Origin of the sequence: Embleya sp. NPDC059213 (assembly GCF_042754445.1) — a bacterium.
GTDB lineage: Bacteria > Actinomycetota > Actinomycetes > Streptomycetales > Streptomycetaceae > Embleya.
Genome location: NZ_JBHZAV010000006.1, coordinates 1 through 23,097, shown reverse-complemented (window position 1 = coordinate 23,097; position 23,097 = coordinate 1). Strand labels below are relative to the sequence as shown.

Here is a 23,097-nt window from a genome sequence, read left to right as displayed (position 1 = left end):
CGGACGGCGTCCCCGGACAACGCCATGGTGACACGCGCCGTAACAGGACAACAGGGGAGTCCCGCGCCGGATTCCGCGTGATCGCCGGGTCCGACATTTGCCGAGGCTTTGCAATACGAGACGGTCTCGTTTCGTAAAGTGCCCCTAGCCTGTGAGGCAACCCATACAAGTCATACGTGCACGACGAATCGAGCTTCACCCGTGACTTCAGCGAACGTTCCCCCCACCCGTACGGTCGACGAGCACATACATCGGCGCCGCTGGGCCATCCTCGGCGTGCTGGTGATCAGCCTGCTGGTCGTCGTTCTCGACAACTCGATCCTCAACGTCGCGATCAAGACGATCGCCGACCCGGACAAGGGCCTGGGCGCCACCCAGAGCGAGCTCCAGTGGGCGATCAACTCCTACACCCTGGTGTTCGCCGGCCTGTTGTTCACCGCGGGCATCCTGGGCGACCGCTTCGGTCGCAAGCGCACCCTGCTGTTCGGCATGGTGGTCTTCGGCCTGGCCTCGCTGCTCTCCGCGTACTCGCAAAGCCCCGAGCAGCTGATCGCCGCCCGCGCGGTGATGGGCTTCGGCGGCGCGTTCGTGATGCCCGCCACCCTGTCCATCATCAGCAACGTCTTCGAGCCGCAGGAGCGCGCCAAGGCGATCGGCATCTGGTCCGGCGCGGTCGGTCTGGCGATCGCGATCGGCCCGATCACCGGCGGCGTGCTGCTCGACCACTTCTGGTGGGGCTCGGTCTTCCTGATCAACGTCCCGATCGTGCTGGTCGGCATCGTGGCGATGTTGCTCCTGGTGCCGGACTCGCGCGATCCCAAGCCCGGCCGGCTCGACCCGATCGGGGTCGTGTTGTCCATCGCGGGTCTGGTCTCGCTGGTCTACGGCATCATCCGCGGCGGCGACGCGGGTTGGGGGAGCGCGGAGGTGCTCGGCACCATCGTGCTCGGTCTGCTGGTCCTCGGCTTCTTCGTGTGGTTCGAAAAGCGCAGCGACCACCCGGCCCTGGACGTCAAGTTCTTCCGCGACCCGGCCTTCTCCGCCGCGGCCGGTGCGATCGGCCTGGTCTTCTTCGCGCTCATGGGCGTGACCTTCTTCATGGCCTTCTACCTGCAGAGCGTGCGCGGCTACACCCCGCTGCAGACCGGTCTGCTGCTGCTCCCGCTGGCGATCGCGCAGCTGATGTTCTCGGCGCGCAGTTCGGGAATGGTCAAGCGGTTCGGCGTGCGCGCGGTCACCACCGGCGGCATGCTCGTGGTCGGCCTGAGCTTCCTGTCCTTCCTGTGGATGGATCGCACCTCGCCGATCTGGATCCTGTGCGTGGTGTTCTTCTTCCAGGGCGCCGGCATGGCGCACGTGATGCCGCCGGCCACCAACTCGATCATGTCCTCGCTGCCGCGCGAGAAGGCCGGCGCCGGTTCCGCGGTCAGCAACACCGTGCGTCAGGTCGGCGGCGCGCTCGGCGTGGCGATCCTGGGCTCGGTGTTGTCCTCGGTCTATCGGGACCGGATCTCCGGCGACCTGGACAAGCTGCCGCCGAACGTGCCCAAGGGTCCGGCCGGCGACTCGGTCGAGGCGACCCTCTCGGTGGCCGGTCGACTCGGCGACAAGGGGGCGGCGCTCGTGGATCCGGCCAAGGACGGTTTCATCGAGGCCATGCACGCGGCCTCCATCGGATCCGCCGTGGTGGGTCTGATCGGCGCGGTCGTGGTGTTCCTGTGGATGCCGCGCCCCGCGGCCGGGCAGACTGCCCCCGAGGCGGGCCGAGCCGATTCGTCCGCCGAGGAACAGCGCTCCGCGAAGGTCTGACATGCAGCCTGCGACATCCGAAACAACGACCGATCCCCTGGTCGACCCCATGGCCGACCCCGGTACGGCGGACAAGCCGCGCCGGGGTCGGCCGCGCAGCGAGGAGGCCGAACGGGCGATTTTGGAGGCCACCCTTCGCCTGCTCGACGAGCACCGCAGCATCGCCGCCATCTCGGTCGAGGCGGTGGCCCAGGAGGCGGGGGTGGGCAAGGCCACCATCTACCGCCGCTGGCCGGGGAAGGAGGCGCTGATCGTCGCGGCGGTCGAGGCCGCGGAGGCGCTGCCGGCGGTGCTGACGGGCCGGTCGCTGCGCGAGGACCTGGTGCTGGTGCTGGAGAACATGCGCCTGCAGGCGATCGACAAGCGCGGCGACGGGCTGATGGGCATGGTCACGGGCGAGATGCGCAGGCATCCGGAGTTGTCCCGGCGCTATCACGAGGTGGTCGTGGAGAAGCGCCGGGCGATTTTGCGCGGGCTGTTGCAGCGCGGCGTCGATTCCGGCGAGTTGCGGGCCGACCTGCCGGTGGAGGTCCTGATGGACCTGGTCACGGGGCCCATACTGGTACGCAAGCTCGTCCGGGAGAACGCAAGTCTGGAGCCGGAGCTGCCGGGCCAGATCGCGGACGCGCTGCTCGGCGGGATTCGCGCTCGCTCCTGAGCCCATAGGGAACCTATCGGCCGCTTTCCGGCGTCCGTTTCGACGTAGGCGACGTTTTGTTCGTACGTTGACGCGGACACAGTCGGGACTCGTACCTGGGACTTCAGGAGGCAGCATGACGTGGCCCACCACGACGGACACCGGAGCCGAGCCGCAACCGGCCGGCGACGGGAGTCCGCGGCGCGGGTCGCGATGGTCGTGGGAGCGGATCCGCGAGGACGCGGTGCGGATCTGGCGCACCCCGCCGTGGCGCCGCGGCCGGGTGATCGCGGTGTTCGCGGTCCTGGCCACCCTCCCGCTCGCGTTCCACCGGCTGGTGCCCAACACGCCGGGCAACTGGGGCAGCTTCGTGGAGACCTTCCTGCCCTGGGGCGGCCTGGTGATCCCGGTGCTGCTGGCCTGCGCGGCGATTCGTCGCTCGTGGACCGCGGTCGCCGCGACCATGCTGCCGATCCTGGTCTGGGTGACCATGTTCGGCGGCTTCTTCCTGCCCGGTCGCGGCGGCGGCCCGCACGACCTGCGGGTGGTCAGCCACAACGTCAACGCGGGCAACCCGGACCCGGCCGGCACCGCCCGCTCGCTGCTGGGCGCGAACGCGGACGTCATCGCGCTGGAGGAACTGCCCGAGGGCGCCTGGAAGTTGTACAACGCGGTGCTCAAGGACCGATACCCGAATGTGCAGCACGAGGGCACGGTCGCGGTGTGGACCACGGCCCGCTTCCCGATGAGCAAGGCCGAGGCGGTCGACGTCGGGATGGGTTTCACCCGCGCGCTGCGCACGGTGATCACGACGCCCAAGGGCGACGTCCCGTTCTACGCCGTGCACCTGGCGTCGGTGCGCTTCGGCCCGAGCGGCTTCACCGTCGGCGATCGCAACCGCACGATCGATCGACTCGCCCAGGCGCTCGCGGTGGAGACCGCGCCGCACGTGGTGTTGGCCGGCGACCTGAACGGGACCACCGACGACCGCGCGCTGCGACCGGTCACCCGCTTCCTGGCGGACGCGCAGGACTCGGCCGGCACCGGGATGGGCTTCACCTGGCCCGAGTCGTTCCCGATGGCCGCGATCGACCACATCATGTACCGCGGGATGGCCGCCGCGGACGCCAAGGTGCTGGGCAGCACGTCGAGCGACCACATGCCGGTCCAGGCGGACCTGCGCCTGCGCTGAGCCGACACGAGCAGGGCCCGACCGCCGTCGGCCGGGCCCTGCCGGTTTGTCCGCCGCCCGCCCGGTCCGGGGTCGGCGCCGTGCTCAGCCGCTCTCGCGCCACCGGTTGGTGATCGGCAGCCGCCGGTCCCGGCCGAACGCCTTGAGCGAGATCTTGGTGCCCGGCGGATACTGCCGACGCTTGTACTCGGCGGTGTCCACCAGCTTGAGGACGCGGTCCACCATCGCCGGCTCGAAACCCGCGGCCACGATCTCGTCGCGACCGATGTCCCGCTCGACGTAGTCGTCCAGGATGTCGTCGAGCAGTTCGTACGGCGGCAGCGAGTCGCTGTCGACCTGGCCCGGGCTCAACTCGGCGCTCGGCGGCTTGGTGATCGAGTTCTCCGGGATCGGGGCGGGCTCGCCGCGCCGCTCGGCCTCCGCGTTGCGCCACCGCGCCAACCGCCACACCACGGTCTTGGGCACGTCCTTGATCGGCGCGAAACCGCCCACCGCGTCGCCGTAGAGGGTGGAGTATCCGCAGGCCAGTTCGCTCTTGTTGCCGGTGGCCAGGACCAGATGGCCCTCCTGGTTGGACAGGCCCATCAAGGTGGTGCCGCGCACCCGCGCCTGGAGGTTCTCCTCGGCCGGACCGGTCAGCGCGAGCGCGTTCAGGTAGGCGTCCACCATCGGCGCGATCGGGATTCGGCGATGGTCGAGCCCGATGCGTTCGGCGCTGTCGGCCGCGTCCGTCTCGGAGTGCGCGGAGGAGTAGCTGCTCGGCATCGAGATGCCGTGGACGTTGGGGCCGCCCACCGCGTCGGCCGCGATCGCCGCGACCAGGGCCGAGTCGATCCCGCCGGACAGGCCCAACAACACCGATTCGAAGCCGTTCTTGACCACGTAGTCGCGCAGCCCCAGGACCAGCGCGCCGTAGATCTCCGCGTCGTCCGACAGGGCGGGGGCGATCGAGGGCTCGACGGCGGGCGCGGGCACCGGCGCGGCGTGCTCGGTGACGATCACCTGCCGGATGGTCAGGCCGTCGGCCACCACGTCGCCCGTGCCGTACACGCTGTCGTCCACGGTGTGCTCGGGCAGCTCCAGGTCGGCGATCAGCAACTCCTCGCGGAACCGCGCGGCGCGCGAGAGCACCCGTCCCTCGGCGTCCACGATCAGCGAGTCGCCGTCGAAGACCAGCTCGTCCTGGCCGCCGAAGGCGTTGACGTAGGCGAGGGCGCAGTCGGCCTCGCGGGCGCGGCGGCGGACCAGTTCCAGGCGCGAGTCGTCCTTGCTCAGCTCGTACGGCGAGGCGTTGATCGACAGCAGCAGGCCGACCCGCGCGGCGCGCGCGGCGGCCACCGGGCCGCCCTCCTGCCACAGGTCCTCGCAGACGGCGATCGCGATGTCGACCCCGCCGATTTGGACGACCAGGAGCCCATCGCCGGGGACGAAGTAGCGGTATTCGTCGAAGACGCCGTAGTTGGGCAGGTGGTGCTTGGCCGAGCGGGCCACGATCCGGCCGCCGTGCAGCACCGCGACCGCGTTCTGCGGCGCCCCGGCCGGGCGGCCCAGCCGCGGTGTGGACATGTCGCAGCGGTCGAGGTGGCCCACCACGACGGTCACCTCGCCCAGCCCCTCGGCGGCCAGGCGGGCCGCGAGCGCCTCCAGCGCGCGTCGCGACGCCTGGACGAAGGACGAGCGCAGGGCCAGGTCCTCGACCGGGTATCCGGTGAGTGCCATCTCCGGGAAGGCGACGAGCGACGCGCCGCGGTCGGCCGCCGACCGGGTGCGGCCGAGGATCAGTTCGGCGTTGCCTTCGAGGTCGCCGACCGTGGGGTTGATCTGGGCGAGGGCGATGCGAATCCGGGTCACCCGATGCAATGTACCCGACCTTGACGTCAAAGTGACGAATAAGCCGTGAGTGTCGACGCCGCGCCGCGCGGACCCCCACCCAGGGTGCCGTGGCGGCTGCTCGGCCGGCCGGAAAACCGCAGGCGAACGGCGGGCGAAAGACGTTTGTTCGAGCAGGCCCGGGGCTCGGCGGCAACGCACTCGGGCGATACCCTGGACACCGTTGAGCACCGGGCCTCGACGGCTCGCCCGACGGAATTCCCGAAGGCTGCGATGCCGCGCGAAGAAGGTATCCCGCAGGTCGCCCATGGAGCGGTTCTCGGGGTACAGGACCACGGGAGCCACGCGAGCACCACGCCACCCGTGCGCGAGTCCGGGGGCAACGCAAAGGGTACGTAATGTGCCCGAAACCCTGGAGCGGGATACTCGTGTGCCCGCAGTGCCCCTGCCGATCGCTCACAGGCCGTCCGACCTGCAAGGATAGGGAATTATGGATAAGCAGCAGGAGTTCGTGCTCCGCACCCTCGAGGAGCGCGACATCCGGTTCGTGCGGCTGTGGTTCACCGATGTGCTCGGCTTCCTGAAGTCGGTCGCGGTGGCTCCGGCCGAGCTGGAGCAGGCCTTCGCGGAAGGCATCGGCTTCGACGGCTCGGCGATCGAGGGATTCGCGCGCGTACACGAGTCCGACATGCTCGCGAAGCCGGATCCGGCCACGTTCCAGATCCTGCCGTGGCGGGCCGAGGCACCCGGCACCGCGCGGATGTTCTGCGACATCCTGATGCCCGACGGCTCGCCGTCCTTCGCGGACCCGCGCTACGTGCTCAAGCGCACCCTGGAGCGGGCGTCGGAGAAGGGTTTCACCTTCTACACGCACCCCGAGATCGAGTTCTTCCTGTTCAAGGAGAAGCCGGTCGACGGGCGCCCGCCGACCCCGGTGGACCACAGCGGCTACTTCGACCACACCCCGCAGCCGGTCGGCCAGGACTTCCGTCGGCAGGCGATCACGATGCTCGAGAACATGGGCATCTCGGTCGAGTTCAGCCACCACGAGGGCGCGCCGGGTCAGCAGGAGATCGACCTGCGCTACGCGGACGCGCTGAGCACGGCGGACAACATCATGACCTTCCGCCTGGTGGTCAAGGAGGTCGCGCTGGAGCAGGGCGTGCACGCGTCCTTCATGCCCAAGCCGTTCTCCGAGCACCCCGGCTCCGGCATGCACACCCACCTGTCGCTGTTCGAGGGCGACCGCAACGCGTTCTACGAGGCCGGCGCGGAGTACCAGCTCTCCAAGATCGGCCGCTCGTTCATCGCGGGCCTGCTCATGCACGCGGGCGAGATGGCCGCGATCACCAACCAGTGGGTCAACTCCTACAAGCGGCTGTGGGGCGCGTCGGCGCGCACCGCGGGCATGGGCGGCGAGGCCCCCTCCTACATCTGCTGGGGCCACAACAACCGCTCCGCCCTGGTGCGGGTGCCGATGTACAAGCCCACCAAGGGGCAGTCCACCCGGATCGAGGTGCGCCAGATCGACTCGGCGTGCAACCCCTACCTGGCCTACGCCGTGCTGCTCGGCGCCGGGCTCAAGGGCGTCGAGGAGGGCTACGAACTGCCCCCCGGCGCCGAGGACGACGTGTGGGCGCTGACCGACGCCGAGCGGCGCGCGCTGGGCATCGCGCCGCTGCCGCAGAACCTGGCCGAGGCGATCGCGCTGATGGAACGCAGCGAACTGCTGCCGGAGATCCTCGGCGAGCACGTCTTCGAGTTCTTCCTGCGCAACAAGCGGCACGAGTGGGAGGAGTACCGCCAGCAGGTGACTCCCTTCGAGCTCAAGCGCTACCTGCCGGTGCTCTGAGCGCATCCGGCGCCGGCGCGCGAGCGCCACGCGAACGGCCCGACCCCGGTGCGGGGTCGGGCCGTTCGTGCTCGGGCGGCGCGCGGGTGCTCACCTCATCGGCGGGCCCAGCAGTTCCAGGATGTAGCGGACGTAGGCGTCCTTGTCCTCGCCCTGGGGCAGCAGTTGCGGCGCACCCCGGCGGATCAGCGCGATGCCGACGGTCATCGTCAGCGCGGTCAGCGCGTGCCGGTAGGCGGCGTCCGCGGGCAGGCCGAGTTCCTCGGTGAGGCGGGCGCCGAACTCCAGCCGGCGCCGGGTGACCTGTTCCAGGATCGGGCCCACCACCGGGTGCTCGGCGTGGATCAGCAGCGTCGTGGTGATGTCCGCGCCGCTGGGCGCGGTGAACGCGTACTCGGTGAGTCGGCGCCCGCGTTCGACCGGGTCCTCGATGCGTTCGGCCGCCGCCATCAGCTCCTCGGACTCGGCCACCCAGCGCTCCAGCGCGGCCTGGATGAGCGAGTCGCGATCCTTGAAATGCCAGTAGAAGCTGCCCTTGGTGGTGCCGAGGCTCTCCGCGAGGGGTTCCACCGCGACCGCACCCAGACCGCCCCCTCGCATCGCTTCCAGGGCCGCCCGAGCCCAGTCCTCTCGGCTGAGGGTGCGGCGGCCGGGGCGAGCGGGCCGTTCCGGTTCGTCGTCTGATTGAACCCTCTCCGAGGGAACACCGTTGCGCATGACACCTACGCTAACGTAGGGTGACGTCCCGTACGGTGGCGTATGGCAGTTCGTTGCTACGGAGGCCTCTTCGGGCCGTGGGACGGACGGCTCGCAGAGCGGAACTGTCGTCCGCCGCCGGGCGAGGGCGCGCCGCATTCGAAATTCGCCGCGGTCGGGGGGCTCGGCGAGTCCCGTGCGGCGCGTCCACATTCCCAGTTCCGTTCTTGATCGATCAGCCGTTTGACCGGATACGCTCGGCCGGTGACCCCTGTGGATCAGCCCCGCGAACCGGCGGCCACCGACGGGCGCCTGGTCCGGCTCGGCTTCACCGACATCGCCGCCGCCGCACGCAACCTGCGCGACCCGGCACTGCTCGGCGCCGGGGAGGACTCGCTCTTCCTGGACGCGCTCGCCGCCACCGCCGACCCCGACCTCGCACTGCTCGGTCTGGTCCGACTGGCCGAGGCCGCCGCCGACCGCTCCGTCCTGTTGTCCACGCTCGCCTCGGCGAAGCCCTTCCGGGACCGGATACTGGGCGTGCTGGGGGTGAGCGCGGCACTGGGCGACCACCTCGCGCGCCACCCCGACGACTGGCGCACGCTGGTCACCTACGACGTCCAGGACGCCCGACCCACGCCGGCCTACTTCCACGCCGTGCTCACCACCGCCACCGCCGGCCTGCGCGGCGACCCGGCGTTGGACGCGCTGCGGGTCGGCTACCGGCGCTGCCTGCTCTCGATCGCCGCCCGCGACGTGTGCGGCAGCGCCGACGAGCCGACGGTGGCCACCGAACTCGCCGACCTGGCCGGCGCCACCCTGGACGCCGCGCTCGACCTGGTCCGGCGCGAACACCCGGTCGAGGCCGAGCAGTGCCGCCTCGCGGTGATCGGCATGGGCAAGTGCGGCGGACGCGAACTCAACTACATCAGCGACGTGGACGTGGTCTTCGTCGCCGAGGCACCCCCCGGCGTGCCCGAGGGCGTCGCGGTCGCCGCGGCCAATCGGCTGGCCGGCGCGCTGATGCGGACCTGCTCGGCGACCACCGTCGAGGGCTCGATCTGGGAGGTGGACGCCAACCTGCGCCCGGAGGGCCGCAACGGCCCGCTCACCCGCACCCTGGCCAGCCACCTCGCCTACTACGAACGCTGGGCCAAGACCTGGGAGTTCCAGGCCCTGCTCAAGGCCCGCCCGGTGGCCGGCGACCCGGCGCTGGGCCGCAAGTACCTGGACAGCGTGTCCCCGCTGGTGTGGACCGCCGCCCGCCGGGAGAACTTCGTCGCCGACGTGCAGGCGATGCGCCGCCGTGTCGTGGACAGCATCCCCGCACGCGAGGTGGAGCGCGAGGTCAAGCTCGGGCCCGGCGGCCTGCGCGACATCGAGTTCGCGGTCCAGCTCCTGCAGTTGGTGCACGGCAAGTCCGACCCGGCGCTGCGCAGCGGCTCCACCCTGGACGCGCTCGCCGCGCTGTCCGCGGCCGGCTACGTGGGGCGCGACGACGGCGCCGCGCTGGACGCCGCGTACCGCTTCCTGCGCACGCTGGAGCACCGCATCCAGCTCTTCCGGCTGCGCCGCACCCACCTGATGCCCACCGACCCGGGCGAGCTGCGCCGGATCGGCCGCTCGATGGGCATGCGGGCGAACCCGGTGGGCGAGCTGGAGAAGGCGTGGAAGCAGCGCACGGTGGAGGTGCGCCGGCTGCACGAGAAGTTGTTCTACCGGCCGCTCCTGGACGCGGTCGCCCGACTCAAGGCGGGCGAGCAGCGGCTGACCCCGGAGGCCGCGCGGGCCCGCTTCGAGGCGCTGGGATACGCCGACCCGGCCGCCGCGCTGCGCCACCTGGAGGCGCTCGCGTCCGGGGTCAGCCGGCGCGCCTCGATCCAGCGCACGCTGCTGCCGGTGATGCTGAGCTGGTTCGCCGACTCGGCGGATCCGGACGCCGGGCTGTTGGCGTTTCGCCAGGTCTCCGACGCGCTCGGCAACACGCACTGGTATCTGCGTCTGCTGCGCGACTCGGGGGCGGGGTCGTCGGGGGCGGCGGCGGAGTACATGGCGCGGGTGCTCGCCTCCGGGCGACTGGCGCCGGACCTGCTGCTGCGCGCACCCGAGGCGGTCGCGATCCTGGGCGATCCGGACGGGCTTCGGCCGCGCTCGCGGGCCGTGCTGGAGACCGAGATCCTGGCCGCGGTGGGGCGGGCGCCGGGGCCGGAGAGCGCGGTGCAGGCGGCGCGCAGCGTGCGTCGACGCGAGCTGTTCCGGATCGTCGCGGCCGACGTGCTGGGCCGGCTGGACGTGGACGCCATCGGCAAGGCGCTCACCGATGTCAACGCGGCGACGCTGACCGGCGCGCTCCGGGCCGCGATCGACATGTGCGAGCGCGGCACGGGACCGATCCCGACCCGGATCGCGATCATCGCGATGGGCCGGTTCGGCGGCTACGAGCAGGGCTACGGCAGCGACGCGGACGTGATGTTCGTGCACGAGCCGATCGAGGGCGCGCCCGAGGAGGCGGCGACCAAGGCGGCGCACAGCGTGTGCAACGAGGTGCGCCGCCTGTTGCAGATCCCGTCCACGGATCCGCCGCTGTTGATCGACGCCGACCTGCGGCCCGAGGGGCGGCAGGGCCCGCTGGTGCGCACGCTGGCGTCCTACCGCGCCTACTACGAGCGCTGGTCCAAGTTGTGGGAGAGCCAGGCGCTGCTGCGTGCCGACTTCACGTCCGGCGACGCCGAGCTGGGCCGACGGTTCCTGGCGATGGTCGACCCGCTGCGTCACCCGTGGGGCGGGATCGACGACACCCAGGTGCGGGAGATCCGCCGGATGAAGGCCCGGATCGAGTCCGAGCGGCTGCCGCGCGGCGCCGACCCGACCACGCACACCAAGCTCGGGCGCGGCGGCTTGGCCGACGTGGAGTGGGTGGTGCAGCTCTTGCAGTTGCGGCACGCGCACGCGGTGCCCGAGTTGCGGGTGACCGGCACTCGGCAGGGGCTCGTGGCAGCCCGGGACGCGGGTCTGCTCGACCGGCACGACGCGCAGATCCTGGACGACGCGTGGGTCGAGGCCACCCGGGTGCGCAACGCGGTGATGATCGTGCGCGGCCGGTCCTCGGACAGCTTCCCGACCGATGTGCGCGAGCTGGGCGGGGTGGCCCGGCTGTTGGGTCACCCGTCGGACGAGACCGGCAGCCTGATCGAGGAGTATCGGCGGGTGACCCGGCTCGCCCGGGTCGTGGTGGAGCGGGTGTTCTACGGGGAGGACGAGACTTCGACGGGCTCGCGCTGAGGTCGCTCGCGTCGCCGGTCGTCGTCCTCGTCCCGGCCCGCGCCCGCACCGGTGGGCACACGGTCGGGCTCGGCGGGTCGATCCCCGGGCCCGGCGTCCGCGCGCGGGTCGTCCGGTGGGTACTGCGGGAAGCGGTACGCGGAGCGCCCGTTCAGCAGGCACTGCAGGCCGAAGGCCGCGGCCAGGGTGATCCAGCCGCCGACCGCGTCGAGCACGAAGTGGTTGCCGGTCGCCACGATCACGAACAGGGTCGCGATCGGGTACAACACCCCGAGCACCTTGACCCACATCGGACGGGCGAACATCACGATCGCCATCGCGCACCAGGTCGACCAGCCGATGTGCATCGACGGCATCGCGGCGTACTGGTTGGAGACGTTCTTCATGTCCCCGGACGCCATCGAGCCCCACGTGTGGTGGACCAGGACGGTGTCGATGTAGCCCGCGCCCGGCAACAATCGGGGCGGGGCCAACGCGAAGAAGAAGTATCCGAACAGCGCCAGGCCGGTGGTCAGGAACAACACCGTACGCACGGCTCGGTAGCGGCCGGGATGTCGGTGGAAGAGCCACACCAGGACACCGATGGTCACCACGAAGTGCAACGTCGCGTAGTAGTAGTTCATCGACACGATCAACCAGGTGACGCCGTTGACCGCGTGGTTGACGCTGTGTTCGATGTCGATGTGCAGCGCCTGCTCGACATCGAGCAACTGTCGGGCGCGGTGCACGGCCAGGTGTTCGCGCTCGGGCACCGCGTTGCGAATCAGCGAGTAGACCCAGTAGCTCAACGCGATCAACGCGAGTTCGACCACGAATCTGGGCCGGCGCGGCGTGCTCAGATAGGCACGCAATCGGGTCTTCGTGGGGACTGGCTGCATGGTTGTCCGTCCGGCTTCGTCGGTCACCCGTCGCCCCGACGGCGGCATGGTCTCTCGGCTCGGATTGCCCCCCATGGGTCAAGTCTGCCAGAGCCCATGCTTTCGCCGATCACCCCGTAGGGCCATCCGAGGGCGATCTTCTCCCACCCCGGGGGGAGGTATCGGGACGTATCGCGATGGGCTCGGGCAGGCGTTCGGGCGGGTCGGCGGGCGTGCGGTGGGGTGCGTCGCGGTGCGGGACGGGGACGCGTCGGTGCCGCCCCCTCGGATTCGTCGAGAGGGCGGCGCCGCGTGTCGTGGACGGGGTCCGGCCGGCGGTTTCGCCGGTGGGTCGGGGGTCAGGGGGTCGGGAGGGACTCGGCCGGACGGTCGGTGGAGGTCGTGGTCGGCGCGGGTGTGCGCCCTCGCAGGGTGACGGCGGCGATCAGGGCGCCGGCGGCGGCGATCCCGGCGGCACCGAGGAACGCGGCGGAGAAGCCGTCGGTGAGCGCGGCGGGGTTGCCGATCTCCCGGGAGCCGTGCGCGGCGGCGACGGCGGTCATCGCGGCCAGGCCCAGGGCGGAGCCGATCTGGTAGCTGGTGTTGACGATGCCGGAGGCGAGGCCGCCCTCCTCGGGACGGGCGCTGGAGATGGCGGTGCCGAGGGAGGGGATGAACGCGAGGGCCATGCCGGCGGCGGCGAGCAGGGAGGCGGGCAGGACGTCGACCCAGTAGTTGCCGTCGGAGCGGACGAAGGACAGCCACAACATGCCGCCGGCGAGCGCGGCGAGGCCGGTGACCACGAGCGGGGAGGGGCCGAAGCGGGCGATCAGACGCGGCGCGAGCACGATCATCATCACCATGATGGCGACGGTCATCGGCAGCAGCGCGGAGCCGGAGGCGAAGGCGCCCAGGCCGAGGACCTCCTGGAGGTAGAGGTTGAGGAAGAACCACATCGGGATCCAGGCGCCCGCCATCAACAACTGGGCGAGGTTGGCACCGGCCAGGCCCGGCGTGCGCAGGATGCGCAGCGGCATCAGCGGCTCGGCCCGCTTGCCCTGGAGCAGCAGGAACAGCGCGATGAGGGCGACACCGGCGGCGAGGACGAGGAGCGTCTCGGCCGAGGCCCAGCCGGTCTCGGGGGCCCGGACGACGGCGTAGACGGCGGCGCCGAGGCCGGCGGTGACGGTGATCGCGCCCAGGATGTCGACGCCGCCGCGACGGGCCGGGGCGTCGGGCATCAGCGCCGGGGTGGCGACGAGGGCGAGGATCGCGACCGGGATGTTGATGTAGAAGACCCACGGCCAACTGGCGTATTCGGTGATCAGGCCGCCCAGGAAGACGCCGGCCGTGCCGCCGGCGGGGGCCGCGGCGCCGTACAGCGCGAAGGCCTTGGTCAGCTCCTTGGGATTGCCGCCGAAGAGCATCATCAACAGGGTCAGCGCGGAGGGCGCGATGAGCGCGGCGCCGACGCCCTGGACGGCGCGCCCGGCGAGCTCGACCCAGACCTGGTCGGCCAGACCGGCGGCCAGCGAACCGACTCCCAGGACGGCCCAGCCGGTGCTGAACATGCGCTTGGCGCCGAACAGGTCGGACAGCCGCCCGCCGAGCAACAACAGCCCACCGAAGGCGACCACGTAGGCGTTGAACACCCAGGACAGGTTCTCCTGCGAGAACCCGAGATCGGTCCGCATCTCCGGCAGCGCCACACCGATGATCGACGTGTCCATGATGACCATGAACTGCGCCAGCGCAATGAGCGCCAACGCGGTCCAACGGCGTGGATTGGGTTGGACCTGCGACTGAGACATCCTGATCACTCCGTAGATACGCGTGGGGGGTATCGAGCGATCAGGAACATACCCTAGGGGGGTATCGATGCGCCAGAGGTCGGCCGAAATACCTCGGTGGGGTATGTGTTCGTCGGGCTGCGACGGCGAAAGGCCCTGCTCCCGCAGTCCGACGCGGGGGCAGGGCCCTTTCCGGGGTGGGCGAGTGGACGCGGTCGGTCAGCCGCCGATCCGGTGCAGGCCGAACGGCACGCCCTGGTCGTCGGTACACAGTGCGAACCGTCCGAAGCCCGGTTCCTCCGGGCGGGCATCCTCCGCGGTCCCGCCCAACTCGCGGACGAGCCGAACGCTCGCCTCGATGTCCTCCACCGCGAAGAACATCGTGACGGACGACGACGGGTCCTCGCCGTGCAGCCCGCCCCGCACGGTCGGCGTGGTGATCGAGACCTGGCCCGGCTCGCCGGTCGGTGGGAACTTCCAGTCGAACAGTCGGCCGAAGAAGGTTTGCGCCCGGAGCGGATCCGGGACGCCGATCTCGAAGAAGGTCGGCTCGCCGTGCATGACGACTCCCGCGTGTCGGTGAATGATTCCTCGACGGTAGGCGGGCGACTTGTCGTGGTCTTGGATATTTGGGCCGCCGGGCCGGCCCTCGGCGGCCCCGTCGAACCGCCGTCAGACGCCGGCGGCCATGGCCGCGCCCGAGGCGTCGCCGGCCAGGCCGCCGAGGAACGCGGTCGGCGTGCAGCCGGCGTACTCCTTGAACTCGCGATTGAGGTGGGCCTGGTCGTAGTACCCGCAGCGGATCGCCACCTCGGCGAGCGATCGCACCTCGGGCCGACGGAGCAGGTCGACGGCGTGCTCGAACCGCACCAGATTGGCCATCGCCTTCGGTGGCAACCCGATCTCGGCCCGGAACCGTTGGGCCAGGCGTTTGCGACTCCAGCCGGTCTGCTCGTGCAACAGGCCGATCCCGAGATCGCCCCGGCGATCGGTCACCCGGCGCCACGACCCGGCCAACACCGGATCGGCGCCGTGTCCCCGCTCGGCCCGCGCGCCCAGGGCCGCCTCGACGCGCTCGAACCGCTCCGCCCACCCCGAGTCCCCGCGCAGCCGCTCGACCAGCTCGCCCGTACCCGGCCAAAGCTCGGCCACGTCCACCACCTGTTCGGCCAACTCGCTCGCCGGTACGTCGAAGAGCACTCCCGCCGCCAACGGCGAGAGTCGCACCTCCAGGACGCGCTGACTGCCGGCGTGCGCCGCCTCGACCCCTCCCCGCCCGACCCCCACCAACGCCGCCTCGGCCGCGGGGCCGCCGCGCCCGCCCCGCAACAACGAGAGCGGCCCGCCGAGGCCGATCAACAACACCAGCACCGGCGCCGGCAACTCGTGCCGCACGATCGGCCCGCCCAGCGACTCGCAGAACCCGCCATAGCCGACCACCAGCCCGTCGAGCCCGCGCCGCGGGTGCCCGACGGCGGCCTCCCAGCGCCCGCCCGGGCCACTCCCACGCCGAATCCCACCGAAGCTCACCACCCCTCCAGTCTCGCGCGCCGGGGCGAGGGGCCCGAGGCGAGCTCGCGGGCGCGGGTGCGGTGGGGCGGTTCGGCGACGGACCCGCGACCGGCTCGGGTGGGATCTCCCCGACGGGGGCGCTCCGCGTCTCGCGTACGGCGCTCGTGATCCGGTGCCGCGGCCCGCCGGGTCGCCGTGCGCTGCGACCGCCGCCGGGCGGCCCACCCGCACTCGCCGAGAGCCCCCACCCCTTGTTCGACTCCGGGCCAACTCCCGTGTGGGGCAAGGCGCGTTCGGTGAATTCCGTGGGTATGACCTGTAGGCGACGAAACCGACTCCGCGGCGCCTGCGGCCGTGGGCAGGGGGACGGGAGGACGACCGTGGTGGACGTGCGTCGAACCGAGGTGATCGTGGTGGGGGCGGGGCTGGCCGGGTTGAGCGCGGCGCGGACGGTGGCGGCGGCGGGGGTTCCGGTGACCGTGCTGGAGGCCGCGGAACGGCCCGGCGGGCGGGTGCGCACCGATCTGGTGGACGGATTCCGGATCGACCGCGGCTTCCAGTCGCTGACCACCTCGTGGCCTCAGGTGAACCGGCAACTGGACGTCGTCGCCCTCGGGTTGCGTTCGTTCCAGGCCGGTGTGCTGCTCCACGAGGACGGCCGCACCCAGCGGGTGGGCGATGTCCGCCGGGTGCGGGACGCGCTCGGCGGGCTGCGCAACGGCAACGGCACCGACCGGGCCCGGGTGGCCGCGCTGCTCGCCCGGGCCGCGTCCACGCCGGTGGCCCGGGTGATGAGCGCGCCCGAGGGGTGCATCGCCGACGCGCCCACGATGCGCGCGCTGCCGCCCGAACTGACCCGACGTACGCTGCGCCCACTGCTGGCCATGCTGTTGCACGATCCGGCGTTGTGTTCGTCCAGCCGATTCGCCGAGTTGATGCTGCGGTCGTTCCTGCGCGGCCGGGTGGCGCTGCCCGCGCGCGGCATGGCGGCGGTGCCGGCGCAACTCGCCGCCGGGTTGCCCGCCGGCGCGGTGCGTCACGGCGTGCGGGTGTTGTCCGTCTCGGCCGACCGGGTGCTCACCGACGTGGCGGGCGAGATCCGCGCCGGCGCGGTGATCGTGGCCACCGACCCGACCACCGCGGTGACCCTGCTGCCGGGCCTGCGGATGCCCGCGTTCCACCCGGTGACCACGCTGTACCACGTGACCCGCGAAGCCCCCCGACCCGACGCGTCACTGCTCGTGGAGGCCGACCCGCGCAGCCCGTTCGCGCACACCGCGGTGGTCACCCAGGTCGCGCCCACCTACGCGCCGGACCGGCGGGCGCTGATCGCCACCACCGTGCTGGGCCACGACGGCGCGGAGCCGACCAAGCTCGAACTCCGGGTCCGCGAACGCCTGGCCGTCGTTTACGACACGCCCACCACCGAGTGGGCACACCTGACCACCTGTCACATCGCGCGTGCCGTCCCGGTGGTCGAGCCCGGCCACAACTTCCGCCGCCCGGTCCGCCTGATCGGCGGCCTGTACGTCTGCGGCGACCATCGCGACTCCAGCTCCATCCAGGGCGCCCTGGCCTCGGGCCGCCGAGCCGCCCGGTCGGCCCTCCTGGACCTGGGCGTCCCGGCCGGCTGATTTGGGCCCGAACGCCCGAAGGCGGCAAGCACGGACCCGAGCCGGCCCGGGCACACCCGCGTCCCCACGCTCACGCGGTCCGCACGAAACACCCCGACCGCGCCTCGAACTCCCGTACCGCCGGCACGTCCCGATACGGCGCCAGCCGATGCGTGAACTCGCGCACGTAGTCCACCGCCCGCGACGACCGCAGGCCCTCCGCCTGCTCCGTCGCCTCCGCCTCGATCCGACACGCCTGTTCGACCTCGCCCAACTCCAACAACGCGGTGGCCAGGATCGTCTGGCAGAACAGCCGACTGCGGGTGTACTCGCTGCCGCGCAACAGCAGCGACCGCTCGGCGTACTCGCGAGCCTTGTCGTAGTCCTCCAGGTCCCGGTAGCAGTGCGCGTGGTCGTCGGTGAGCTGCGCCTCGTTCATGAACGCGACCCACTCCGGCTCCTCGTCGCCGGGCGCCACGCACTCCAACGCCTGCTCCGCGCGCAGCAGCGCCGCGCCGCACGCCCGCGCGTCCCCGAGCAGCCCGTGCCCGCGCGCCTCGACCGCGTGGAACAGCGCCCGGACCCGGGGCGTGGCCACCCCCGAGGCGCCCTGCTGGGCGACCCGCGCCAGTTGTACCGCCTCGCGCCCGTGGCCGAGGTAGACCGCCTGTCGGCTCATCGTGGACAACACGAAGCCGCCGAGCGCCCGATCCCCCGACGCCTGGGCCAGCCGCAACGCCTGCACGAAGTAGCGCTGCGCCATCCCGTGCACGCCCACGTCGTACGCCATCCAGCCGACCAACCGGGTGAGCGTGGCCGCCGCGCCGAACAGCGCGCTGCCGGTGCGCGAGTCGTAGGTCCCGCGCAGTATCGCGGTCACCTCCGTGTCCAGGTAGCGCACCAACGCCTGCCTGCCGTGCCCGCCGCCGAACGAGTTGTCCAACCGCCGGAACGCCTCGCCGACCGCACGCACCGCGGCCACGTCGCCCGGCCCGACCCGATCGCCGTCCTGCCGGGCCGGCCGCTCGTCGCCTGCGCCGATCAGCCAGTCCCGACTGGGCACCACCAGCGCCCCGGGCGTGAACGCGGCCTCCACCAGCGCGGATCGTTGCGCCGAGTCGGCCTGCCACATGCCCGTGACGATCTCGACCGCCTCGGGCGGCCCCGACGCGTATTCGAGCCCGGCGTAGTCCGGCCGGCATCCGGCCATGCCCAGGTCCTCGGCGCTGAGCTTGCGGCCGAGTCGCTGGGTGAAGACCTCGGCAAGCAGTATCGGCACGATCCCGCGCGGATGTTGGCCACGCAGCCAGCGCGCCACGGAGGTCTTGTCGTATCGCAGATCGATGCCCTGTTCCGCACCGAGTTGGTCAACGCGTCGGGCCAGACCGGCATGCGAGAAACCGGCTTCCTCGACAAGCGCCGCCAGCCGGTGATTGGGGCGCCGCTCGACCCTGGCTGCCATGGAGATGAACGCCTCCCGCTGGTGCGGTGGTTCGGTGTGGGTGGGTGATCGCGCGAGAATCTAGCGATTTCTGGAGCGCTACAACCCGAACGCTCGCAACAATGACCCTTTCGAGCTACCGGGGCCGGCCCGGCGGTCGGGTGGCGAATCCGGCGCGACGGCGGCCTGTCGTGGTCGAGTTCGGCAGAACCTGCCGAATCCTCGGGGCGGATGCGATGCGGCATCACCATCGATAGGTCTCTTGCGGTGCACGAAGCCGTGGTGGAACATGCGCGAGGCAGTTCACCCGATGGGGTGATCGACCCCCCGGCCGAAGCCCGATGTCCCGAGCCGGAACACCCGAACCGCACAACCGGAACCGAATCGGCCGCCGGCGAGTCGATTCGGGTGACCGAGTCGCGCAACCGGCCGGATCCGACCGACGACCCGTCCCGCGGCCCGCCCCTGCGGCCGCACCCACTCGAAGGAAGCGCACGCGTGACCCGGCAGCCCGACGACACCGCCCGCGGGATCGTGATCCCCCTGGCCGTGGTCGCACTCGTGTGCCTGCTGCTCACCAGTGGCGTCTTCCTGTTCTCCGGTTCGGGCGACGACAAGGGCGGCAAACGCGCGATTCCGAACGACCTGAACCTGCCGCTGCCCGCGCCCGCCTACCCGCTGCCCCGCACCGTCCCGACAAGCCCGGGCGCGACCTCGTCGCCGGGCGCGAGCCCGACCAGGTCGGCCGGGCGGTCACCGTCCGCCTCGGCGAGCGCGACCGCCGGTACCGGCCCCACGGCGGCCCGCTCCACCGCGCCGCCCGCCTCGATCGCCCCGTCCGTCCCGGCACCGCCGGCCACCACCGGCCCCAAGGACATCTCCGTCGACGCCCGGGTGACCGATTCCGGTTGGGGTGTCGACGGCACGGTGGTCATCACCAACCGCACCACACGACCGCTGCCCGCCTGGGACCTGACCCTCACCACGTCCGGCCGACAGAGCGGCTTCACCATGTTGTGGGGCGAGGGCATGCGCACGAGCACCGATCGCGGGGTCGCCACCGCGCGCGGCAACGGCCCGTTGGCCCCCGGAGCCAGCGCGGTGATCGAGTTCGGGCTGTACGGCCGAGTCGCCGCGATCGGCTGCACCTTCACCGGCGTGACCTGCACGGTCCGCGGGCTCGACGCCGGCCATCGGTGACGTTCGGCCCCGTCGTACGCTGGTGCGCGTGACCAACTTCTTGCGATTCGTGCACCTGGGCCTCGGCGCCGCCGCCGTTCCGTACGAGGCCGCCTGGGAGGAGCAGCGCCGCGTGCACGCGCAGGTGGTGAGCGGGGAGTCCGCCGATACCTGCCTGCTCCTGGAGCACCCCGCGGTGTACACGGCCGGTCGCCGCACGGACCCCTCCGAACGCCCGATGGACGGCACCCCCGTGGTCGACGTGGACCGGGGCGGCAAGATCACCTGGCACGGCCCCGGCCAACTCGTCGGCTACCCGATCGTGCGGCTGCCCGAGCCGGTCGACGTGGTCGCGCACGTGCGTCGGATGGAGGAGGCGCTGATCCGGGTCTGCGCCGAGCTGGGCCTGGAGACCACCCGGATCGAGGGTCGCAGCGGGGTCTGGGTCCTGGGCGACGCGGTGCCGCCGAGCCCGACCCCGGTCGGCGGGCTCGACCTGCGCCTGGACGACCGCCTGGTGGCCGCGCCCGACCCGCGCCTGCACCCGGAGTTCGACCCGCGCCTGGCCGGCCCGGAGTACGCGCCCTCCAACGCGGGCCAGCGCGGCGACGACCGCAAGCTCGCGGCGATCGGCGTCCGGGTCTCGCGCAAGGTGACCATGCACGGCTTCGCGATCAACTGCGACGCGGACATGACGTACTACGACCGGATCGTGCCGTGCGGCATCAAGGACGCCGGCGTCACCTCGCTGAGTCGCGAACTGGGCCGCGAGGTCACCGTTTCCGAGGTGCTGCCGCTGGCCGAGAAGCACCTGGCCGAGGTGTTCGCGTCCGTGAGCGTGTGAGGCCCGCACACCGGCCCGTACACCGGCCCGCGTGACGCACGCCTCGTACCGAATCCGGCATCCGGGGAATCCACCCGGGTTCGTCCCGGTTGCCACCCGATGGGCCGTCCGGAGGCCCGAATCGCTCGGCGTACTCTGGACGCACCGCCCCACCACGGGCCCGGATCATCCTGACGGGCCCTCCGCAGTCTGTCCCGCCCCGCAGGCTGCCCCGAGCAAAGGGAGTCGCGCGTGTCCGCTGTCGCACCCGACGGCCGCAAGCTGCTTCGCCTGGAGGTCCGCAACGCGGAGACTCCCATCGAGCGCAAGCCTTCGTGGATCAAGACCCGGGCGAAGATGGGCCCCGAGTACACCGAGCTCAAGCAACTCGTGAAGCGCGAGGGACTGCACACGGTGTGCGAGGAGGCCGGTTGCCCCAACATCTACGAATGTTGGGAGGACCGCGAGGCGACCTTCCTGATCGGCGGCGATCAGTGCACCCGGCGCTGCGACTTCTGCCAGATCGACACCGGCAAGCCGGCCGAGCTCGACCGTGACGAGCCGCGCCGCGTCGCGGAGTCGGTCCAGGCGATGGGGCTGAAGTACGCGACCGTCACCGGCGTCGCCCGCGACGACCTGCCCGACGGCGGTGCGTGGCTGTACGCGGAGACGGTCCGCCAGATCAAGGAGCTGAACCCGGGCACCGGGGTGGAGCTGCTGATCCCGGACTTCACCGCGCAACCGGACCAGTTGGCCGAGGTGTTCTCGTCCCGTCCCGAGGTGCTCGCGCACAACATCGAGACGGTGCCGCGCATCTTCAAGCGCATCCGACCCGGCTTCCGCTACGAGCGTTCGCTCGACGTGATCACCCAGGCCCGGGCCGACGGCCTGGTCACCAAGTCCAACCTGATCCTGGGCATGGGCGAGGAGCGCGCCGAGGTCAGCCAGGCCATGCAGGACCTGTACGACGCCGGCTGCGAGCTGCTGACCATCACGCAATACCTGCGGCCGAGCGTGCGGCACCACCCCGTCGAGCGCTGGGTGCGCCCGGAGGAGTTCGTCGAGCTGAACGAGGAGGCCGAGGAGATCGGCTTCGCGGGTGTGCTCTCCGGACCCCTGGTCCGCTCGTCGTACCGCGCGGGCCGGCTCTACCGCCAGGCCCTGGAAGTGCGCGAGTCCCGCTCCGCTTCGGGCGAAGGTATGCAGACTTTCACGTCGGTTTGACCCGGACGTCATCGTTTGGTAACACATTGTTGCGAGAGTCGGCCGCAGTGCGGCGAACCTTCGCACCGATAACAGGTAGGGGGACGACGTGATGCAGGACAGGCAGCAGGGCAACGCCTCGGTGTTGCGCGACGCGTTCGACCGCGGCGCCGCGGCCCGCCGGGCGACCGTGGGCCGGGTCTTCCGGGCCGTCGAGACCGTGCTGATGTTCGAGGGCGGTCAGCGCACCGCACGACGCAACGCGTGGGCGGCCGTGTGCGCCGACCGCAATCGCGCCCGCGCCCGCGCCGAGGCCTCCGAGATCCTGGCCCGGCTCGCCCCGGTCAAGCCGGCCCCGGGCGCCGGCTCGCACTGACGCGTGGATCGCCGTACGGCCGTTCACCGGGGGTTCACCCGCGGCGGGCGGCCGTACCGCTGCGCCGCGCGCATGAAGGTTCGGACAAGCTGTCGGCAGGCATTGTCCCGGGTGGATGACACGCCAGTATCCTTTTCACATGGCGAGCAAGGAACCAACCGAGAAGAGCGGCCGGCTGAAGCAGATCCGGCTCGCCTACCAGCAGACGAAGAAGGCCGATCCGTGGGTCGGCTTGATTGTGGCGGCCTGGGGCCTGGGCGTATTCGCAGTACTCCTGGCCATCGGCTTCTGGTGGGGACATCCGATCTACCTGGGCATCTTCGGTGCCCTCGTGGGTCTGCTCGCGGCGGCCTTCATCTTCGGACGACGGGCCGAGAAGTCGGTGCTCGGCCAGATGGAGGGCCAGCCCGGCGCCGCGTTGGCGGTCATGCAGTCACTCAAGCGTGGCTGGGTCGTGACCCCCACCGTGGCCATCACCCGCCAGCAGGATGTCGTCCATCGCGCCGTGGGTCGCCCCGGCATCATCCTGGTGGGCGAGGGCCAGCCCGGTCGCGTGACGCGACTGCTGGCCGATGAGAAGAAGCGGATGTCCCGCCTGGTGGCGAGCACCACGGTGCACACGATCATCGTCGGCAACGAAGAGGGTCAGGTCCCGCTGCTCAAGCTGCAGCGGCACATCATGAAGTTGTCGCCGACCATGGCCAAGCCCGAGGTCGCGGTGGTCAACGACCGTCTGCGCGCGGTCGGCGACCTGATGAAGAACATGCCGGTGCCCAAGGGCCCGATGCCGAAGGGCGCGCGCATGCCGCGCGGCCCGCGCGGCTGACCCACCCCGCGCGACACGGCGGCAACACCTCGTCCCCACCCGATCACACACGAGAGCGGCGGGGGGCGGGAGCCCGGAGGCGCCCCCCCGTGTAGTTTGAGAAACCCCCCCCCGACGGCGCCCCCGCTGGGGGGACCCCCCCCCCGGGGGTTAAGTAGAAACGCCCCCCCCCCCCGGGC

Annotated in this window: 18 protein-coding genes; 11 read left to right on the top strand and 7 right to left on the bottom strand. The window is 71.6% G+C overall.

Going from position 1 to position 23,097, the window contains the following annotated elements; genetic code table 11:
• The first annotated feature begins 201 nt into the window (after positions 1–201).
• The 3 genes from ACFXMF_RS04120 to ACFXMF_RS04110 all read left to right on the top strand — a co-directional run bounded on the left by ACFXMF_RS04120 (position 202) and on the right by ACFXMF_RS04110 (position 3,638).
• Positions 202–1,809 carry an MFS transporter gene (locus tag ACFXMF_RS04120; RefSeq protein WP_379989719.1) on the top strand — a complete coding sequence of 536 codons (1,608 nt, stop codon included), beginning with the start codon at positions 202–204 and terminating at the stop codon, positions 1,807–1,809.
• A gap of 49 nt (positions 1,810–1,858) precedes the next feature.
• Positions 1,859–2,467, top strand: a complete 609-nt coding sequence (locus ACFXMF_RS04115; protein ID WP_360304851.1) for a TetR/AcrR family transcriptional regulator — start codon at positions 1,859–1,861, stop codon at positions 2,465–2,467.
• Positions 2,468–2,582: 115 nt separating this feature from the next.
• Positions 2,583–3,638: an endonuclease/exonuclease/phosphatase family protein gene (locus tag ACFXMF_RS04110; RefSeq protein WP_379989718.1), complete on the top strand. Its 1,056-nt coding sequence runs from the start codon at positions 2,583–2,585 to the stop codon at positions 3,636–3,638.
• Positions 3,639–3,722: 84 nt separating this feature from the next.
• Here ACFXMF_RS04110 and ACFXMF_RS04105 read toward each other — a convergent pair whose 3' ends face one another.
• Positions 3,723–5,489 (bottom strand): NAD+ synthase, encoded by a 1,767-nt coding sequence (locus tag ACFXMF_RS04105; RefSeq protein ID WP_360304855.1) that lies wholly within the window; start codon positions 5,487–5,489, stop codon positions 3,723–3,725.
• A gap of 469 nt (positions 5,490–5,958) precedes the next feature.
• On the opposite strand from ACFXMF_RS04105, the gene glnA reads away from it, so the two are divergent.
• Positions 5,959–7,320: a type I glutamate--ammonia ligase gene (gene glnA, locus ACFXMF_RS04100; RefSeq protein ID WP_360304857.1), complete on the top strand. Its 1,362-nt coding sequence runs from the start codon at positions 5,959–5,961 to the stop codon at positions 7,318–7,320.
• A 90-nt stretch (positions 7,321–7,410) separates the two neighbouring features.
• Here the strand turns inward: glnA and ACFXMF_RS04095 are convergent, their stop codons facing one another.
• Positions 7,411–8,037 carry a TetR/AcrR family transcriptional regulator gene (locus ACFXMF_RS04095; RefSeq protein WP_380020515.1) on the bottom strand — a complete coding sequence of 209 codons (627 nt, stop codon included), beginning with the start codon at positions 8,035–8,037 and terminating at the stop codon, positions 7,411–7,413.
• A gap of 252 nt (positions 8,038–8,289) precedes the next feature.
• Between ACFXMF_RS04095 and ACFXMF_RS04090 the strand changes: the two genes are divergently transcribed.
• A complete protein-coding gene (locus ACFXMF_RS04090) occupies positions 8,290–11,298 on the top strand; it encodes a bifunctional [glutamine synthetase] adenylyltransferase/[glutamine synthetase]-adenylyl-L-tyrosine phosphorylase (RefSeq protein WP_379991226.1) in 3,009 nt (1,002 codons plus the stop codon).
• Here the strand turns inward: ACFXMF_RS04090 and ACFXMF_RS04085 are convergent.
• The 4 genes from ACFXMF_RS04085 to ACFXMF_RS04070 form a co-directional block, all read right to left on the bottom strand.
• Complete coding sequence (locus tag ACFXMF_RS04085) at positions 11,262–12,176, bottom strand: phosphatase PAP2 family protein (RefSeq protein ID WP_360304863.1); 915 nt, start codon at positions 12,174–12,176, stop codon at positions 11,262–11,264. The two genes, ACFXMF_RS04090 and ACFXMF_RS04085, sit on opposite strands and share 37 nt — an antisense overlap.
• 338 nt (positions 12,177–12,514) lie before the next feature.
• Positions 12,515–13,966, bottom strand: a complete 1,452-nt coding sequence (locus tag ACFXMF_RS04080) for an MFS transporter (protein ID WP_360304864.1) — start codon at positions 13,964–13,966, stop codon at positions 12,515–12,517.
• A 198-nt stretch (positions 13,967–14,164) separates the two neighbouring features.
• Positions 14,165–14,506: a VOC family protein gene (locus ACFXMF_RS04075; RefSeq protein WP_379991219.1), complete on the bottom strand. Its 342-nt coding sequence runs from the start codon at positions 14,504–14,506 to the stop codon at positions 14,165–14,167.
• Between the two features lie 111 nt (positions 14,507–14,617).
• Positions 14,618–15,475: a helix-turn-helix domain-containing protein gene (locus tag ACFXMF_RS04070; RefSeq protein WP_379991220.1), complete on the bottom strand. Its 858-nt coding sequence runs from the start codon at positions 15,473–15,475 to the stop codon at positions 14,618–14,620.
• A gap of 371 nt (positions 15,476–15,846) precedes the next feature.
• On the opposite strand from ACFXMF_RS04070, the gene ACFXMF_RS04065 reads away from it, so the two are divergent.
• The gene (locus ACFXMF_RS04065) at positions 15,847–17,091 is read left to right on the top strand and encodes an NAD(P)/FAD-dependent oxidoreductase (protein ID WP_379991221.1); all 1,245 of its coding nucleotides are present in this window, start codon (positions 15,847–15,849) and stop codon (positions 17,089–17,091) included.
• 70 nt (positions 17,092–17,161) lie between these two features.
• Here the strand turns inward: ACFXMF_RS04065 and ACFXMF_RS04060 are convergent, their stop codons facing one another.
• Entirely contained in the window at positions 17,162–18,532 is a 1,371-nt protein-coding gene (locus ACFXMF_RS04060) for a regulator (RefSeq protein WP_379991222.1), read from the bottom strand.
• A gap of 477 nt (positions 18,533–19,009) precedes the next feature.
• Between ACFXMF_RS04060 and ACFXMF_RS04055 the strand changes: the two genes are divergently transcribed.
• From ACFXMF_RS04055 to ACFXMF_RS04035, 5 genes are all read left to right on the top strand, one after another.
• Positions 19,010–19,711: a hypothetical protein gene (locus tag ACFXMF_RS04055; protein WP_360304873.1), complete on the top strand. Its 702-nt coding sequence runs from the start codon at positions 19,010–19,012 to the stop codon at positions 19,709–19,711.
• A 28-nt stretch (positions 19,712–19,739) separates the two neighbouring features.
• On the top strand, positions 19,740–20,534 hold the full coding sequence (gene lipB / locus ACFXMF_RS04050) for a lipoyl(octanoyl) transferase LipB (RefSeq protein ID WP_379991223.1): 795 nt from the start codon (positions 19,740–19,742) through the stop codon (positions 20,532–20,534).
• Positions 20,535–20,765: 231 nt separating this feature from the next.
• Positions 20,766–21,737, top strand: coding sequence for a lipoyl synthase (gene lipA, locus ACFXMF_RS04045; RefSeq protein WP_360304877.1), 972 nt, complete (start codon positions 20,766–20,768; stop codon positions 21,735–21,737).
• 91 nt (positions 21,738–21,828) lie between these two features.
• On the top strand, positions 21,829–22,092 hold the full coding sequence (locus ACFXMF_RS04040; RefSeq protein ID WP_379991227.1) for a hypothetical protein: 264 nt from the start codon (positions 21,829–21,831) through the stop codon (positions 22,090–22,092).
• Positions 22,093–22,231: 139 nt separating this feature from the next.
• Positions 22,232–22,918, top strand: a complete 687-nt coding sequence (locus ACFXMF_RS04035) for a DUF4191 domain-containing protein (protein WP_360304881.1) — start codon at positions 22,232–22,234, stop codon at positions 22,916–22,918.
• The last annotated feature ends 179 nt before the right edge of the window (positions 22,919–23,097 follow it).

Bases quoted from the DNA above. Each gene is read 5' to 3' on its own strand.
- ACFXMF_RS04115 (WP_360304851.1), top strand. From the start codon at position 1,859: ATGGCCGACCCCGGTACGGCGGACAAGCCGCGCCGGGGTCGGCCGCGC.
- ACFXMF_RS04110 (WP_379989718.1), top strand. From the start codon at position 2,583: ATGACGTGGCCCACCACGACGGACACCGGAGCCGAGCCGCAACCGGCC.
- glnA (WP_360304857.1), top strand. From the start codon at position 5,959: ATGGATAAGCAGCAGGAGTTCGTGCTCCGCACCCTCGAGGAGCGCGAC.
- ACFXMF_RS04095 (WP_380020515.1), bottom strand. From the start codon at position 8,037: ATGCGCAACGGTGTTCCCTCGGAGAGGGTTCAATCAGACGACGAACCG.
- ACFXMF_RS04085 (WP_360304863.1), bottom strand. From the start codon at position 12,176: ATGCAGCCAGTCCCCACGAAGACCCGATTGCGTGCCTATCTGAGCACG.
- ACFXMF_RS04080 (WP_360304864.1), bottom strand. From the start codon at position 13,966: ATGTCTCAGTCGCAGGTCCAACCCAATCCACGCCGTTGGACCGCGTTG.
- ACFXMF_RS04075 (WP_379991219.1), bottom strand. From the start codon at position 14,506: ATGCACGGCGAGCCGACCTTCTTCGAGATCGGCGTCCCGGATCCGCTC.
- ACFXMF_RS04060 (WP_379991222.1), bottom strand. From the start codon at position 18,532: ATGGCAGCCAGGGTCGAGCGGCGCCCCAATCACCGGCTGGCGGCGCTT.
- ACFXMF_RS04040 (WP_379991227.1), top strand. From the start codon at position 21,829: ATGCAGGACAGGCAGCAGGGCAACGCCTCGGTGTTGCGCGACGCGTTC.
- ACFXMF_RS04035 (WP_360304881.1), top strand. From the start codon at position 22,232: ATGGCGAGCAAGGAACCAACCGAGAAGAGCGGCCGGCTGAAGCAGATC.